Below are 15,218 nucleotides of genomic sequence, written 5' to 3'. Positions count from 1 at the left end.
GTGCCATCATTGCGCTTGCCCGCAACCTGAATTTTTAATCTCGACCTCAGCGCGCCTCTCCCTTAAGGTAGGGCGCGAATAGACAACCGGCCGGCCCAAGCTCATTTGGGACACGACCCAAGACGGACGCCTATGAACCCGAATTTTCTAGATTTCGAACAGCCGATCGCCGACCTGCAAGCCAAGATCGAAGAGTTGCGCTTGGTCGGTAATGACAATTCGCTGAATATCGGCGATGAGATCTCCCGCCTGCAGGACAAGAGCAAAACGCTGACCGAAGACATCTTCGGCAAGCTGACCAGCTGGCAGATCGCACGCCTGGCGCGTCACCCGAAACGCCCGTACACCCTCGACTACATCGAGCACATCTTCACCGAGTTCGACGAACTGCACGGCGACCGTCACTTCTCTGACGACGCAGCAATCGTTGGCGGTATCGCCCGCCTGGACGATCAGCCGGTGATGATCATCGGTCACCAGAAGGGCCGTGAAGTGCGCGAGAAGGTGCGCCGCAACTTCGGCATGCCGCGTCCGGAAGGCTACCGTAAGGCTTGCCGTCTGATGGAAATGGCCGAGCGTTTCAAAATGCCGATCCTGACCTTCATCGACACCCCGGGTGCTTACCCGGGTATTGACGCTGAAGAGCGCAACCAGAGCGAAGCGATTGCCTGGAACCTGCGCGTGATGTCGCGCCTGAAGACTCCAATCATCGCCACCGTTATCGGTGAAGGTGGTTCCGGCGGTGCTCTGGCCATCGGTGTCTGCGATCAGTTGAACATGTTGCAATACTCGACCTACGCGGTGATCTCGCCGGAAGGTTGCGCTTCGATTCTGTGGAAAACCGCGGAAAAAGCGCCGGATGCTGCTGAGGCGATGGGCATTACCGCCGAGCGTCTGAAAGGCCTGGGCATTGTCGACAAAGTCATCGGCGAGCCACTGGGCGGCGCACACCGTGACCCGGCTACCGCAGCGGCGTCGATCCGTGCCGAACTGAGCTCGCAACTGGCGATGCTGAAGAAGTTCGATAATGAAGCGCTGTTGAAGCGTCGTTATGATCGACTGATGAGCTACGGCCTCTGATCGAACGCCGATTCAGCTGACAATGCAAAACACTGTGGGAGCGAGCTTGCTCGCGAAGGCGTTATAACAGACAACGAAAATGTTGAATGTTGAACCGCTTTCGCGAGCAAGCTCGCTCCCACATTGGTTTCGGTGAAGGTGAAAAAATGAGTCAGCTCTCGATTGATTTGCCTTCCCGGCTATTACTGAACCTTGAGCCTTGGCGCAACGCCACTCATTGGCGTATCGCCTTCTCCGGTGGTCTCGACTCCACTGTTCTGCTACACCTGCTCGCCCATTTCGCAAAATCCGAATCCCTCCCTCCACTCAGTGCTATCCACATTCACCACGGCCTCCAGGCTGCGGCTGACGCGTGGCCGCAGCATTGCCAGTCCGTGTGCGATGCGCTGGGTGTTCCGTTGCTGATCGAGCGTGTGAAGGTGCAGCCGGGTGCAAGCTTGGAGCGCGCGGCGCGGGATGCGCGGTACACAGTGTTCGGTTCACTGACGCAAGCCAATGACGTGTTGCTCACTGGCCAGCATCGTGATGATCAAGCGGAAACGCTGTTGTTTCGACTCATGCGTGGTGCGGGTGTGCGCGGATTGGCGGGGATGCCTAAGCAGCGGCCAATGGGGCAGGGCACATTGATTCGTCCATTGCTCGATGTTTCCCGGGCCGAACTCGAAGCCTATGCGCAGGCTCACCGATTGGTCTGGATCGAAGACCCATCCAATCAGGATCAGCAATTCTCGCGCAATTACCTGCGGCATCAGGTCATGCCGTCGCTGAGCGAGCGCTGGCCGCAAGCGCAGGCGAGCATGGCTCGCAGCGCTGCGCATCTGCGTGAAGCCCAGGGGCTGCTCGATGAACTGGCGCAGATTGATCTGGCTGACGCCGCCACCGCGCATGAATTCGAATGGCTGGGATTGCCGTCATTGGAACTGGCGCCGCTGGCTGCATTGTCTGTCGCTCGTCAACGAAACGCCCTCAGTCACTGGCTTGAGCCGCTGACGCGCCTGCCTGACACCGACCATTGGTCGGGTTGGTCGGATCTGTGCGATGCCGCTCCTGATGCGTCACCGATCTGGCGTCTGGCCGATGGCGAACTGCACCGCAGCGCCGGTCGGCTATGGTGGCTCAGCGGTCAGTGGCTGCGCACGCCAGTGATCGGGTGCGAGTGGCAGAGCCCGGCGTCAGCGCTTCGCTTGGCCGATAACGGACGTGTCATGTTCAGCGGGCAGACTCCTTCCGGGCCGCTGCGCATTGCCTATCGTCAGGGCGGTGAGGTCATGCATCTGGCGGATCGCGGCCACCGTGATCTCAAGCGCCTGCTCAATGAGCGCGCAGTGCCGGGCTTCGTGCGTGGCAGATTGCCGCTGCTGTTTCGCGATGCAGAATTGCTTGCGGTGGCGAACCTGCCGGGACTTGATGGCGATGCGCACGATGGCTGGAAATTGCATTGGCAGCCAACAGACGAAGATCAAGGTTTGAGCTGAAAGGAGCATTCCGGTAGACTACGCTCCCTTCTTGATACAACTTCTGTGGATTCGCCTGAATTGCAGGAGTTGCCGATTACCAAGCAGTCTTTGCTGGGCGATTCCAAAAAATGTGTAGCGAGCAACGTACCGGTGTTTCATCTGCCGGTCTGTCCCAACGCGGCGGTTTTTTTGAAAGGTGCACTGTGATTAATGCAGGTGATCGGGGGCTTCGGCCTTCCTTCGCTTTCCCCGGCGGCTCGTACCGCTTTAACGCAGACTTCTAGGGTTTTTCATGACGCGCTACATATTCGTCACGGGCGGTGTTGTTTCTTCATTGGGGAAAGGCATTGCATCGGCTTCATTGGCGGCCATCCTGGAGGCGCGGGGACTTAAGGTCACCATGCTGAAGCTGGACCCGTACATCAACGTCGACCCGGGCACGATGAGCCCGTTCCAGCACGGTGAAGTGTTCGTCACCCACGACGGCGCCGAAACCGACCTGGACCTGGGCCACTACGAGCGGTTCATCCGCACGACCATGACCCAGAACAACAACTTCACCACTGGCCGTGTCTACGAGCACGTGCTGCGCAAAGAGCGCCGTGGTGACTACCTGGGTGCAACCATCCAGGTGATCCCGCACATCACCGACGAAATCAAGCGCCGTATCATCAAGGGGGCCGGTGACGCTGACGTGGCAATGGTTGAAATCGGTGGCACCGTCGGTGACATCGAGTCGCAACCGTTCCTCGAAGCCATCCGTCAACTGCGTTTCGAAGTCGGCGCCAAGCGCGCGATGCTGATGCACCTGACTTTGGTGCCGTACATCGCCACCGCTGGCGAGACCAAAACCAAGCCAACCCAGCACTCGGTCAAAGAGCTGCGTTCGATCGGCCTGCAGCCAGACGTGCTGGTGTGCCGTTCCGATCACCCGATCGACGTCTCGTCGCGTCGCAAGATCGCGCAGTTCACCAACGTTGAAGAACGTGCGGTGATCGCGCTGGAAGACGCCGACACCATCTACAAGATCCCGGGCATCCTGCACTCGCAGGGTCTGGACGATTTTGTTGTCGAGCGTTTCGGCCTGCAATGCGGCAGCGCTGACCTGTCCGAGTGGGAAGCAGTGGTTGACGCCAAGCTGAACCCGGAACACGAAGTGACCATCGCCATGGTCGGCAAGTACATGGAGCTGCTGGACGCCTACAAGTCGCTGATCGAAGCGATGAGTCACGCCGGCATCAGCAACCGTACCAAGGTCAACCTGCGCTACATCGATTCCGAAGACATCGAGAACCAGGGCACTGCGCTGCTCGAAGGTGTCGACGCGATCCTCGTCCCGGGCGGCTTTGGTCTGCGCGGCGTGGAAGGCAAGATCACTGCCGTTCAGTACGCTCGTGAAAACAAGGTTCCATACCTGGGTATCTGCCTGGGCATGCAAGTGGCGGTCATCGAGTTCGCCCGTAACGTGATGGGCTGGAAAGACGCCAACTCCACCGAGTTCGATCGCGCCAGCGGCCACCCGGTTGTGGGTCTGATCACCGAGTGGGAAGACGCTACCGGTGCTGTTGAAGTGCGTACCGAAAGCTCCGATCTGGGCGGCACCATGCGCCTCGGCGCTCAGGAATGCCTGCTCGAAGCCGGTTCCAAGGTGCACGACTGCTACGGCAAGGACGTGATCGTTGAACGTCACCGTCACCGTTACGAAGTGAACAACAACCTGCTGCCGCAAATCATCGAAGCCGGCCTGAAAATCTCCGGTCGCTCCGCTGACGCAGCGTTGGTTGAAGTGGTTGAAGCTGCGGATCATCCATGGTTCGTCGCTTGCCAGTTCCACCCAGAGTTCACCTCGACACCACGTGATGGCCATCCGCTGTTCAGCGGTTTTGTCAAAGCAGCATTGGCTCAACACCAGAAGAAGGCGTAACCCCGATGGCACAGAAGATCATCCGCGTCGGCGACATCGAGATTGCCAACGACAAACCCATGGTGCTGTTCGGTGGCATGAACGTGCTGGAAAGCCGTGACATGGCCATGCAGGTTTGCGAGGAGTACGTGAAGGTCACCGAGAAACTCGGTATCCCTTACGTGTTCAAGGCCAGTTTCGACAAGGCCAACCGTTCTTCTGTGACCTCCTATCGTGGTCCTGGCCTGGAAGAGGGCATGCGCATCTTTCAGGACATCAAACAAGCTTTCGGCGTGCCGATCATCACCGACGTCCACGAGCCTGATCAGGCCGCGGTCGTCGCTGAGGTCTGCGACATCATTCAACTGCCGGCCTTCCTGTCGCGCCAGACCGATCTGGTCGTCGCGATGGCCAAGACCAATGCAGTGATCAACATCAAGAAAGCCCAGTTCCTCGCCCCTCAGGAAATGAAACACATCCTGAACAAGTGCGTGGAAGCGGGTAACGATCAACTGATCCTCTGCGAGCGTGGTTCGAGCTTCGGCTACAACAACCTCGTGGTCGACATGCTCGGCTTCGGCATCATGAAGCAGTTCGAGTACCCGGTATTCTTCGACGTGACCCACGCGCTGCAAATGCCGGGTGGTCGTGCCGACTCCGCTGGTGGTCGCCGTGCCCAGGTTCTGGATCTGGCCAAGGCGGGCATGAGCCAGTCGCTGGCAGGTCTGTTCCTCGAAGCGCACCCGGATCCGGACAACGCCAAATGCGACGGCCCTTGCGCCTTGCGTCTGGACAAACTGGAGCCATTTCTGGCCCAGCTCAAAGCTCTGGACGAACTGGTGAAGAGTTTTCCGACGGTAGAAACCGCGTAACACTCAATTCTCCGGTAAAGTACCGCACGATTTGTCGCTCATGCCCTCGGGCATGAGCGTTATCGTCTGCAAGTCTGCCCGCTGCACCCCCTTGCCGACGGTAAAAAGATTTCCTCTAGCTGCGTCGTTTTCGTCAACTTTGGAGTGTTTACAACAATGGCAAAAATCGTCGACATCAAAGGTCGTGAAGTTCTCGACTCCCGTGGCAATCCCACCGTGGAAGCGGACGTGCTTCTCGACAACGGCATCATCGGCAGCGCTTGCGCGCCGTCCGGTGCATCCACTGGCTCGCGTGAAGCGCTCGAGCTGCGTGATGGCGACAAGAGCCGTTATCTGGGCAAGGGCGTGCTCAAAGCGGTAGCCAACATCAACGGTCCGATCCGCGATCTGCTGCTGGGCACCGACCCAAGCGACCAGAAAGCCCTGGATCACGCGATGATCAAGCTCGACGGTACTGAAAACAAAGCGACCCTGGGCGCCAACGCCATCCTCGCCGTGTCCCTGGCTGCGGCCAAGGCTGCTGCTCAGGATCAGGATCTGCCGCTGTACGCACACATCGCCAACCTCAACGGTACGCCGGGTGTCTACTCGATGCCGGTACCGATGATGAACATCATCAACGGTGGCGAGCACGCCGATAACAACGTCGACATCCAGGAATTCATGGTGCAGCCGGTTGGCGCCAAGTCGTTCTCGGAAGGTCTGCGCATGGGCACCGAGATTTTCCATCACTTGAAAGCTGTGCTGAAGGCCCGTGGCCTGAGCACTGCCGTTGGCGACGAAGGCGGTTTCGCACCGAACCTGGCGTCCAACGAAGACGCGTTGAAAGTGATCTCCGAAGCGGTGGCCAACGCCGGTTACAAGCTGGGCACCGACGTGACCCTGGCGCTGGATTGCGCGGCCAGCGAATTCTACGAAGACGGCAAGTACAACCTGTCCGGCGAAGGTCAGGTGTTCACCGCTGAAGGTTTCGCTGACTACCTGAAAGGTCTGACCGAACGTTATCCGATCATCTCGATCGAAGACGGTCTGGACGAGTCTGACTGGGCTGGCTGGAAGATCCTCACCGACAAGATCGGCGAGAAGGTTCAACTGGTGGGCGACGACCTGTTCGTGACCAACACCAAGATCCTGAAAGAGGGCATCGATAAAAACATCGCCAACTCGATCCTGATCAAGTTCAACCAGATCGGCACCCTGACCGAAACCCTGGAAGCCATCCAGATGGCCAAGGCTGCCGGTTACACCGCAGTGATCTCGCACCGTTCGGGCGAAACCGAAGATTCGACCATTGCCGACCTGGCTGTGGGCACCTCGGCTGGCCAGATCAAGACCGGTTCGCTGTGCCGTTCTGACCGTGTTTCCAAGTACAACCAACTGCTGCGTATCGAAGAGCAGTTGAATGGCAAGGCCAAGTACAACGGTCGCAGCGAGTTCCGCGGCTAAGTACAAATCGATGGAAGGACACCGGATTGTGTCGAAAAAGTCGTGACAGCGATGGATTTGCCACTAATCTGATGCCTTAACAGCACAAGCCTGGGTCTTCCAGGCTTCGTGCTATCAGATGCTTCAAAGTTTTGGCGTGGCTGTCTTTTTTCACTGGATACCTGATATTCGATGCGCAGTCCTTACTGGTTGTTTCTCGTTTTGCTCTTGCTACTGGCCGGTCTGCAGTACCGCCTGTGGGTGGGCAATGGCAGTCTGGCGCAGGTCGCCGAGTTGAATCAGCAGATTGCTGATCAACACGCCGAGAACGAAGGTTTGCTGGAGCGCAACCGAGTGATGGACGCTGAAGTCAGCGAGTTGAAAAAGGGCATGGAGACCGTTGAAGAACGGGCTCGTCACGAACTGGGCATGGTCAAGGACGGCGAAACCCTTTATCAGTTGGCCCAATGATCAATTCCCTGCCGGCCTTCTGGGCCGTGATTCCTGCCGCGGGCGTCGGTGCCCGAATGGCCGCAGACCGCCCCAAGCAGTATCTGCAACTGGGCGGGCGCACAATTCTTGAACACAGCCTCGGCTGTTTCCTCGATCACCCAAGCCTCAAGGGGCTGGTGGTCAGTCTTGCGGTTGATGATCCTTACTGGCCAAACCTGGCCTGCGCCAGCGATCCGCGCATTCAGCGGGTTGACGGCGGGGCCGAGCGTTCTGGTTCGGTGCTCAATGCCTTGCTGCATCTGCATGCGCAGGGTGCCGATGATGAAGATTGGGTGTTGGTGCACGATGCGGCACGGCCGAATCTGAGTCGCGATGATCTCGACAGGTTACTCGATGAACTGGCGGATGATCCGGTCGGCGGTTTGCTCGCCGTCCCTGCGCGCGACACGTTGAAGCGGGTCGATAAGTATGGGCGCGTTGTGGAAACCGTGGATCGCAGCGTGATCTGGCAGGCGTACACGCCGCAGATGTTCCGCCTTGGTGCGTTGCATCGGGCGTTGGCGGACAGTCTGGTGGCGGATGCGCTGATTACTGATGAAGCTTCGGCGATGGAGTGGGCGGGGCTGAAGCCGCGTCTGATTGAAGGGCGGGCGGATAACCTCAAGGTCACCCGGCCTGAAGATCTCGAATGGTTGCGTCAGCGTTGGGCTAACCGCCGCTGAGTGCAGTGGCGCTTTTCAGATCGCATTCGCGAGCAGGCTCGCTCCCACATTTGATTTGCGCCTGACCCCAAATTTGCATTCGCCGCCATTCCCCTGTGGGAGCGAGCCTGCTCGCGAAAGCGGTAGTTCAGGCAACCCATCACTCAGCTTCGATACTCCGGCCGCTCAGCCAACCCTTCCTTTAGAAAATCCACCAACTTGCGCACCTTCGGCGACAAATGCCGCTGCTGCGGATACAGCGCCCACACCGCCGTATTCGGCGGCTGATGCGCCTCCAGCAACGAAATCAGCGCACCGCTGTGCAGATGCTCCAGCACGTAATAATCCGGCAACTGACACAACCCCACGCCTTGAAGCGCCGCATCCAGCACCGCTTGCCCACTGTTGCAGCGCCAGTTGCCCTGCACGCGCTGGGAAAACTCCCGCCCGTTTTGCTCAAGCTGCCAGATGTCCGAGCTGCCAATCAGGCAATTGTGCCGACTCAACTCCGACAGACTGTGTGGGCGACCGTACCGCTCAACGTAGGACGGTGACGCGCAGAGATACATTCGCCGTGGCGCCAGGCGTGTCGCGACCAACCTCGAGTCCTGCAAACGTCCCAGACGAATCGCCAGATCCAGCCCTTCATGCACCAGATCGAGCTGGCGATTGCTCAGTTCGATATCGATGCGCAGCTGCGGATACAGCCCCATGAACCGCGTGACCAGCGGCACGATAAAGCGCTCGCCGTACGCGACGGCACAGGTCATGCGCAACATGCCTTTCGGTTCGCTGGTCAGATCGCCAACCGCACGCAGTGCTTCCTCACGACCATCCTGCAAGCGTTGGCAATGTTGCAGGAATGTCTGTCCGGCCTCAGTCAGCGTCACCCGGCGGGTGCTTCGATAGAGCAGGCGCGTCTGTAAACGCTCCTCCAACCGTACGATTTGTCGACTGATGTGCGAGGACGAAACCCCAAGACGTTCGGCGGCGGCGGTGAACTGGTTGCATTCAGCGACGGCGACGAACTCGTCGATGCCTTCCCAGCGGTTTTCGGACATGGGGATTATCCCTGTATGGCAATAATGTTTTGCTTTTGTCCGGATTATTCATCGTAAAGCCATGTATTACACTCCTTGTCTGGTTTTTTATTCAATGCATTCACTGGAGAGTCAGCATGATCAAGTCGCGCGCCGCCGTTGCCTTCGAGGCCAAGAAGCCGCTGGAAATCGTAGAAGTCGATGTCGCCATGCCCAAGGCCGGTGAAGTGTTGCTGCGTGTCGTCGCTTCCGGTGTTTGCCACACCGACGCCTACACACTGTCCGGCGCGGATCCGGAAGGCATCTTCCCGTCGATCCTCGGTCACGAAGGTGGCGCCATCGTTGAAGCGATCGGCGAAGGCGTGACCTCGGTTGCCGTAGGCGATCACGTCATTCCGCTGTACACCCCGGAATGCGGCCAGTGCAAATTCTGCAAATCGGGCAAGACCAACCTGTGTCAGGCGATTCGCGCGACTCAGGGCAAAGGTTTGATGCCGGACGGCACTTCGCGTTTTTCCTACAAGGGCGAAACGATTTTCCACTACATGGGTACTTCGACGTTCTCGGAATACACCGTGTTGCCGGAAATCTCCGTGGCCAAGATCTCCAAAGACGCGCCACTGGAAAAAGTTTGCCTGCTGGGCTGTGGCGTCACCACCGGCATCGGTGCAGTGCTTAACACCGCCAAGGTCAAACCGGGTGACACCGTGGCCATCTTCGGTCTGGGCGGCATTGGTCTGTCTGCGGTGATCGGCGCGGTGAAAGCCAAGGCTGCGCGCATCATCGCCATCGACATCAACCCGGCCAAGTTCGAGATCGCCAAGCAACTCGGCGCCACCGACTGCGTGAACCCGAAAGACTTCGATCGTCCGATTCAGGAAGTGATCGTCGACATGACCGATGGCGGCGTCGACTTCTCCTTCGAATGCATCGGCAACGTGCAACTGATGCGCGCCGCGCTTGAGTGCTGCCACAAAGGTTGGGGCGAGTCGGTAATCATCGGTGTGGCCGGTGCTGGCCAGGAAATCGCGACCCGTCCGTTCCAGTTGGTCACCGGTCGCGTCTGGCGCGGTTCGGCATTCGGCGGCGTGCGCGGTCGTACCGAATTGCCAAGCTACGTCGACATGGCGCAGAGCGGCGAGATCCCGCTGGACACTTTCATCACCCACACCATGGGCCTGGAAGACATCAACAAGGCGTTCGACCTGATGCACGAAGGCAAGAGCATCCGTACCGTCATTCATTTCTAAAAGCAGCGCAAGTGACAGGCTTCAAGCTGCAAGCAAAGGCGCTTTTGCCTTTTCTTGAAGCTCGAAGCTTGCCACTTGCAGCTGGGAGAATCCCATGAGTCTGGAAAATATCTCCTGTCAGAAGAGTTTCGGCGGTTGGCACAAGCGCTATCGCCATCGCTCCGATGTGCTCGGCTGCGACATGGTGTTCGCCGTGTACCTGCCGCCGCAGGCGGAGCAGGGCGGCAAGCTGCCGGTTTTGTATTGGTTGTCCGGCCTGACCTGCACCGACGAGAACTTCATGCAGAAGGCCGGCGCGATGCGCATGGCCGCCGAACTCGGGCTGATCATCGTCGCCCCGGACACCAGTCCACGCGGCGCTGATGTGCCTGGCGATCCGGATGGCGCGTGGGATTTCGGCCTCGGTGCCGGGTTCTATCTGAATGCCACGCAAGAACCTTGGTCGCGGCACTATCGGATGCATGACTATGTCGTGCAGGAATTGCCTTCATTGGTTGAAGCGCATTTCCCCGCTACGGACAAACGCAGCATCAGCGGCCACTCCATGGGCGGTCACGGTGCGTTGGTCTGCGCATTGCGAAATCCTGGGCGCTATCAATCGGTGTCGGCATTCTCGCCCATCAACAATCCGATGGATTGTCCGTGGGGGCAGAAGGCGTTCTCCCGTTACCTGGGCGAAGACCGTTCCAAGTGGAAAGAGTGGGATGCCTGCGCCTTGATCGCTGAGGCCACCGAGAAGCTGCCATTGCTTGTCGATCAAGGTGATCGCGATGACTTCCTCGCTACCCAGCTCAAACCCGAAGCCCTGCAACAAGCGGCAAAACAAGCGGGCCATCCGCTGACGTTGCGCCTGCAACCGGGCTACGACCACAGCTATTTCTTCATCTCAAGCTTTATAGACGACCACTTGCAGCATCACGCACGCGCCCTGCGCGGTTAATGCAGGTAGAATCACGCCCTGACAAAAATCGGGGCGTTTTTTTTATGCGTATTGGCCACGGCTATGATGTGCACCGTTTCGCTGAAGGCGATTTCATTACTCTGGGCGGCGTGCGCATTGCACACAGCTTCGGGCTGCTCGCTCATTCCGACGGTGACGTCCTGCTGCACGCCTTGAGCGATGCCTTGCTCGGCGCTGCGGCGCTGGGTGATATCGGCAAGCATTTCCCGGACACCGACCCGCAATTCAAAGGCGCCGACAGTCGTGCTCTGCTGCGTCACGTGGTCGCGCTGATCCATGCCAAAGGCTGGAAAGTCGGCAACGTCGATAACACCATCGTTGCCCAGGCGCCGAAAATGGCCCCGCATATCGAATCGATGCGCGCGCTGATCGCGGCGGATCTTCAAGTTGAGTTGGATCAAGTGAACGTGAAAGCTACCACCACCGAAAAGCTCGGCTTTGTCGGTCGCGAAGAAGGCGTCGCCGTGCACTCCGTTGCCTTGTTGCTGCGCGCATGAATGAACTGCAACTGCTCGGCCCACGGGCCTATGGCGAACCCCTCGGCAGCGCAGTACTGAAAGCCATCGCTGAAGATTTTCAGGTCGATGAAGTCCTCGATATCCCGTTCAGCGGCGACGGCGAGCACCTGTGGATCTGGGTTGAAAAACGTGGCCTGAATACTGAAGAAGCCGCGCGCCGTATCGCCAAGGCAGCCGGGGTGCCATTGCGCACCGTCAGCTATGCCGGGCTCAAGGATCGTCAGGCGCTGACCCGTCAGTGGTTCAGCGTGCAATTGCCGGGCAAGGCTGATCCGGATCTTTCGGCGGCGGAAAACGACACGCTGAAGATCCTCAAGACCACCCGCCACAAGCGCAAATTGCAACGCGGTGCGCATTCGGCCAACGGTTTCACGCTGCGCCTGACCCAATTCTCCGGCGACAAAGCTGCAATCGAAGAGCGTCTGCAACTGATCGCCAAACAAGGCATCCCCAATTATTTCGGCGCCCAACGTTTTGGCCATGACGGCGGCAACGTCGTTGATGCGCGGGCGTGGGCCGCGCGCAAAGCCTTGCCTGAGCAACGTAATGTGCGTTCGCGCCTGCTGTCGACGGCGCGCAGCTTCCTGTTCAACAAGGTGCTCGCCGCCCGGGTGGCCGATGGCACCTGGCAAAAAGCCCAGGTCGGCGATCTGCTCGCGTTCACCGACAGTCGGAGTTTTTTCCCCGCCGGTGAAGCCGAGTGCAGCGATCCGCGCCTGGCGATTCTCGATCTGCATCCAACCGGCCCGCAGTGGGGCGAAGGTGACTCGCCGACCGCAGGCGTTGTCCATGAACTGGAGCAGGGGATTGCCGCCGGTGAAGCGGAGCTGCGCGATTGGTTGGTTCATGCCGGCATGAGCCACGAACGTCGCATCCTGCGGCTGCCCATTGGCGGGTTGACGTGGCATTATCCCCAGCCTGACATTCTGCAACTGGAATTCGTCCTCCCGGCCGGATGCTTCGCCACCGTATTGGTGCGCGAGCTCGTTGATCTGGTGCCGGTGGGGCAGACGGACAGCCCATGCGTATTCTGATTTCTAACGACGATGGGGTAACCGCACCCGGTCTCGCTGCGCTTTATGCTGCGCTGGCGGATTACACCGAATGCGTGGTTATCGCCCCGGAGCAGGACAAGAGCGGCGCCAGCAGTTCGCTGACGCTCGACCGTCCGTTGCATCCGCAATACCTGGCCAACGGCTTTATCAGCCTCAACGGCACACCGACCGACTGCGTGCACTTGGGCCTTAATGGCTTGCTGGAGCGCCAGCCGGACATGGTGGTGTCCGGGATCAACCTCGGCGCCAATCTGGGCGATGATGTGTTGTATTCCGGCACCGTCGCGGCAGCGCTCGAAGGGCGCTTTCTCGAGCGTCCGTCATTTGCCTTCTCGCTGGTCTCGCGGCAGGTGGATAATTTGCCGACAGCGGCATACTTTGCGCGCAAACTGGTCGAGGCCCACGCCGGGCTGGATCTGCCGCCGCGCACGGTGCTCAACGTGAACATTCCCAATTTGCCGATCGACCATATTCGCGGTATTCAGTTGACCCGCCTCGGCCACCGCGCCCGGGCGGCGGCGCCGATGAAAGTGGTCGATCCGCGTGGCAAGGCCGGTTACTGGATTGCCGCCGCCGGTGATGCCGAGGATGGCGGCCCGGGCACGGACTTTCATGCGGTGATGCAGGGCTATGTGTCCATCACGCCGTTGCAGCTCGATCGGACCTTCAATGAAGCCTTTAGAAGCCTCGATGGCTGGCTGGAGGGACTGCGCTGATGGCCCGTGAACACGAAGACCGATTGCGTAGCGGCATCGGCATGACTTCCCAGCGTACCCGTGAGCGTCTGATCCAGCGCTTGTATGAAGAAGGCGTGTCCAACGCCAAGGTCCTCGAAGTGATCCGGCGCACACCGCGTCATCTGTTCGTCGACGAGGCGCTGGCACACCGCGCTTACGAAGACACGGCGCTGCCGATCGGCAACAACCAGACCATTTCCCAGCCTTATATGGTGGCGCGCATGAGCGAGCTGCTGCTGGAGGCCGGGCCACTGGATAAAGTGCTGGAGATCGGCACCGGTTCCGGTTACCAGACCGCCGTGTTGTCGCAACTGGTCGAGCGCGTCTTCTCGGTTGAGCGCATCAAGGTGCTGCAGGATCGCGCCAAGGAACGCCTGGTCGAGCTGAATCTGCGCAACGTGGTATTTCGTTGGGGGGATGGCTGGGAAGGCTGGCCGGCGCTGGCGCCCTATAACGGTATTATCGTCACCGCCGTGGCCACCGATGTCCCGCAAGCCTTGCTCGACCAATTGGCTCCGGGCGGGCGCATGGTGATTCCGGTGGGCTCCGGAGAAGTGCAGCAATTGTTGCTGATCGTGCGTGAGGAAAACGGCTTTTCCCGACACGTTCTGGGGGCAGTTCGTTTCGTGCCGTTGCTCAACGGGCCACTGGCCTGAGCATTTATTCAGGTGCGCTGAATTCCTTTCGTTCGCCTGTGTCCTACTCCGGCAGCGATGGTTTAAACGCAGCAGATTGCCAACTTGCAAACGTGTGCGCGAAGCGATTTCGCTTCATTAAAGGTAAAGCCGATCCGGCCCGTTATACTTGCGACACCTCATGCCGGAATCCGGCATTTCACATTTTTCAGCCACCACAAAGGGAGCGGCGGGTGAGTCTCACAGTCATTGCGCAGCGTATGGGTAACACGAGCTTTCAGCGCCTGGTGACTGGCCTTGTCTTGAGCACCTTGCTGGTCGGTTGCTCCAGCACCAAATCGAGCAATGTCCGGGTCGTTGATCGCAACAACGCGGTGGCCCAGCGTCCTACCGTGACAACCGGACAATATGTAGTCCGTCCCGGCGATACGATGTTTTCGATCGCGTTTCGCTATGGTTGGGACTACAAAGCTCTCGCGGCCCGGAACAATATTCCTACGCCGTACACGATCCATCCGGGTCAGACAATTCGCTTTGATGGCCGCACCGGTTCAACGCCGACGGCGGTGGTGAGCAACAGCAGTTCTTCGCCTTCTTCGTCGAGTAAAACCACGGTAATCCGGCGCCAGGCAAATGGCACGACCACCACTACAATCACCGGTTCTACGGGGGCTGTACCGTCCGTCGCGAGCAAACCGGCACCTGCGCCACTGCCTCCAGCAGGCCCGGCCCCGACCGGCTGGGGGTGGCCATCTAATGGCATTCTGATTGGAAAATTCTCTTCAAACGGTAGTTTGAATAAAGGAATTGATATCGCCGGGGATTTGGGACAGCCTGTTTTAGCTGCGTCTGATGGGACGGTGGTATACGCCGGGAGTGGCTTAAGGGGCTACGGCGAATTAGTCATCATCAAACACAGCGAAACCTACGTCAGTGCCTACGGCCATAACCGCAGGCTGTTGGTTCGGGAGGGACAGCAGGTCAAGGTCGGACAGACAATTGCCGAAATGGGGTCAACGGGTACGGACCGGGTGAAACTGCATTTTGAGATTCGCCGCCAAGGTAAACCTGTAGATCCGCTGCAGTTCCTGCCAAGACGTTGATTTGTAAGCCAGCCTGTTCCGTCGCGTA

Annotated in this window: 15 protein-coding genes; 14 read left to right on the top strand and 1 reads right to left on the bottom strand. The window is 59.1% G+C overall.

Annotation, left to right across the window (positions count from 1 at the left end):
* Nucleotides 1-132: 132 nt before the first annotated feature.
* The 7 genes from HUW52_RS25605 to ispD all read left to right on the top strand — a co-directional run bounded on the left by HUW52_RS25605 (nt 133) and on the right by ispD (nt 7,912).
* The gene (locus tag HUW52_RS25605) at nt 133-1,080 is read left to right on the top strand and encodes an acetyl-CoA carboxylase carboxyltransferase subunit alpha (protein ID WP_016985086.1); all 948 of its coding nucleotides are present in this window, start codon (nt 133-135) and stop codon (nt 1,078-1,080) included.
* Nucleotides 1,081-1,226: 146 nt separating this feature from the next.
* Entirely contained in the window at nt 1,227-2,555 is a 1,329-nt protein-coding gene (tilS, locus tag HUW52_RS25600) for a tRNA lysidine(34) synthetase TilS (RefSeq protein WP_026000606.1), read from the top strand.
* A gap of 274 nt (nt 2,556-2,829) precedes the next feature.
* Nucleotides 2,830-4,461 (top strand): CTP synthase, encoded by a 1,632-nt coding sequence (locus HUW52_RS25595; protein WP_016985083.1) that lies wholly within the window; start codon nt 2,830-2,832, stop codon nt 4,459-4,461.
* A gap of 5 nt (nt 4,462-4,466) precedes the next feature.
* A complete protein-coding gene (gene kdsA, locus HUW52_RS25590) occupies nt 4,467-5,312 on the top strand; it encodes a 3-deoxy-8-phosphooctulonate synthase (protein WP_016985082.1) in 846 nt (281 codons plus the stop codon).
* Between the two features lie 156 nt (nt 5,313-5,468).
* A complete protein-coding gene (gene eno, locus HUW52_RS25585) occupies nt 5,469-6,758 on the top strand; it encodes a phosphopyruvate hydratase (protein ID WP_007908839.1) in 1,290 nt (429 codons plus the stop codon).
* Nucleotides 6,759-6,929: 171 nt separating this feature from the next.
* Nucleotides 6,930-7,208: a cell division protein FtsB gene (gene ftsB, locus HUW52_RS25580; protein ID WP_007908838.1), complete on the top strand. Its 279-nt coding sequence runs from the start codon at nt 6,930-6,932 to the stop codon at nt 7,206-7,208.
* On the top strand, nt 7,205-7,912 hold the full coding sequence (ispD, locus tag HUW52_RS25575; protein ID WP_175555219.1) for a 2-C-methyl-D-erythritol 4-phosphate cytidylyltransferase: 708 nt from the start codon (nt 7,205-7,207) through the stop codon (nt 7,910-7,912). The genes ftsB and ispD overlap by 4 nt, the downstream gene beginning before the upstream one ends.
* 143 nt (nt 7,913-8,055) lie before the next feature.
* On the opposite strand, the gene HUW52_RS25570 is transcribed toward ispD, so the two are convergent.
* Nucleotides 8,056-8,952 (bottom strand): LysR substrate-binding domain-containing protein, encoded by an 897-nt coding sequence (locus HUW52_RS25570; RefSeq protein ID WP_016985080.1) that lies wholly within the window; start codon nt 8,950-8,952, stop codon nt 8,056-8,058.
* Nucleotides 8,953-9,068: 116 nt separating this feature from the next.
* Here HUW52_RS25570 and HUW52_RS25565 point away from each other — a divergent pair, with 116 nt between their 5' ends.
* From HUW52_RS25565 to HUW52_RS25535, 7 genes are all read left to right on the top strand, one after another.
* Complete coding sequence (locus HUW52_RS25565) at nt 9,069-10,181, top strand: S-(hydroxymethyl)glutathione dehydrogenase/class III alcohol dehydrogenase (protein ID WP_007908835.1); 1,113 nt, start codon at nt 9,069-9,071, stop codon at nt 10,179-10,181.
* Nucleotides 10,182-10,275: 94 nt separating this feature from the next.
* On the top strand, nt 10,276-11,121 hold the full coding sequence (gene fghA, locus HUW52_RS25560; protein WP_175555218.1) for an S-formylglutathione hydrolase: 846 nt from the start codon (nt 10,276-10,278) through the stop codon (nt 11,119-11,121).
* 44 nt (nt 11,122-11,165) lie between these two features.
* Nucleotides 11,166-11,639 (top strand): 2-C-methyl-D-erythritol 2,4-cyclodiphosphate synthase, encoded by a 474-nt coding sequence (gene ispF, locus HUW52_RS25555; RefSeq protein WP_016985078.1) that lies wholly within the window; start codon nt 11,166-11,168, stop codon nt 11,637-11,639.
* Nucleotides 11,636-12,694 (top strand): tRNA pseudouridine(13) synthase TruD, encoded by a 1,059-nt coding sequence (gene truD, locus HUW52_RS25550; protein WP_175555217.1) that lies wholly within the window; start codon nt 11,636-11,638, stop codon nt 12,692-12,694. Before ispF ends, truD begins: the two co-directional genes overlap by 4 nt.
* Complete coding sequence (gene surE / locus HUW52_RS25545) at nt 12,682-13,431, top strand: 5'/3'-nucleotidase SurE (protein ID WP_016985076.1); 750 nt, start codon at nt 12,682-12,684, stop codon at nt 13,429-13,431. Before truD ends, surE begins: the two co-directional genes overlap by 13 nt.
* Before the next feature lie 41 nt (nt 13,432-13,472).
* The gene (locus HUW52_RS25540) at nt 13,473-14,108 is read left to right on the top strand and encodes a protein-L-isoaspartate(D-aspartate) O-methyltransferase (RefSeq protein WP_171057346.1); all 636 of its coding nucleotides are present in this window, start codon (nt 13,473-13,475) and stop codon (nt 14,106-14,108) included.
* Between the two features lie 212 nt (nt 14,109-14,320).
* Entirely contained in the window at nt 14,321-15,190 is an 870-nt protein-coding gene (locus tag HUW52_RS25535) for a peptidoglycan DD-metalloendopeptidase family protein (protein ID WP_175555216.1), read from the top strand.
* The last annotated feature ends 28 nt before the right edge of the window (nt 15,191-15,218 follow it).

Source organism: Pseudomonas sp. 43A (genome assembly GCF_013363935.1).
GTDB lineage: Bacteria > Pseudomonadota > Gammaproteobacteria > Pseudomonadales > Pseudomonadaceae > Aquipseudomonas > Aquipseudomonas crudilactis.
Note: the sequence above shows the minus strand (reverse complement) of the source record. Positions and strands in the feature narration are given on the sequence as shown.

Excerpts from the sequence above, each read along its gene's own strand:
- eno (WP_007908839.1), top strand. The coding sequence starts at position 5,469 with ATGGCAAAAATCGTCGACATCAAAGGTCGTGAAGTTCTCGACTCCCGT.
- HUW52_RS25565 (WP_007908835.1), top strand. The coding sequence starts at position 9,069 with ATGATCAAGTCGCGCGCCGCCGTTGCCTTCGAGGCCAAGAAGCCGCTG.
- surE (WP_016985076.1), top strand. The coding sequence starts at position 12,682 with ATGCGTATTCTGATTTCTAACGACGATGGGGTAACCGCACCCGGTCTC.
- tilS (WP_026000606.1), top strand. The coding sequence starts at position 1,227 with ATGAGTCAGCTCTCGATTGATTTGCCTTCCCGGCTATTACTGAACCTT.
- ftsB (WP_007908838.1), top strand. The coding sequence starts at position 6,930 with ATGCGCAGTCCTTACTGGTTGTTTCTCGTTTTGCTCTTGCTACTGGCC.
- HUW52_RS25570 (WP_016985080.1), bottom strand. The coding sequence starts at position 8,952 with ATGTCCGAAAACCGCTGGGAAGGCATCGACGAGTTCGTCGCCGTCGCT.
- ispD (WP_175555219.1), top strand. The coding sequence starts at position 7,205 with ATGATCAATTCCCTGCCGGCCTTCTGGGCCGTGATTCCTGCCGCGGGC.
- ispF (WP_016985078.1), top strand. The coding sequence starts at position 11,166 with ATGCGTATTGGCCACGGCTATGATGTGCACCGTTTCGCTGAAGGCGAT.
- HUW52_RS25540 (WP_171057346.1), top strand. The coding sequence starts at position 13,473 with ATGACTTCCCAGCGTACCCGTGAGCGTCTGATCCAGCGCTTGTATGAA.
- truD (WP_175555217.1), top strand. The coding sequence starts at position 11,636 with ATGAATGAACTGCAACTGCTCGGCCCACGGGCCTATGGCGAACCCCTC.
- kdsA (WP_016985082.1), top strand. The coding sequence starts at position 4,467 with ATGGCACAGAAGATCATCCGCGTCGGCGACATCGAGATTGCCAACGAC.
- fghA (WP_175555218.1), top strand. The coding sequence starts at position 10,276 with ATGAGTCTGGAAAATATCTCCTGTCAGAAGAGTTTCGGCGGTTGGCAC.
- HUW52_RS25595 (WP_016985083.1), top strand. The coding sequence starts at position 2,830 with ATGACGCGCTACATATTCGTCACGGGCGGTGTTGTTTCTTCATTGGGG.
- HUW52_RS25605 (WP_016985086.1), top strand. The coding sequence starts at position 133 with ATGAACCCGAATTTTCTAGATTTCGAACAGCCGATCGCCGACCTGCAA.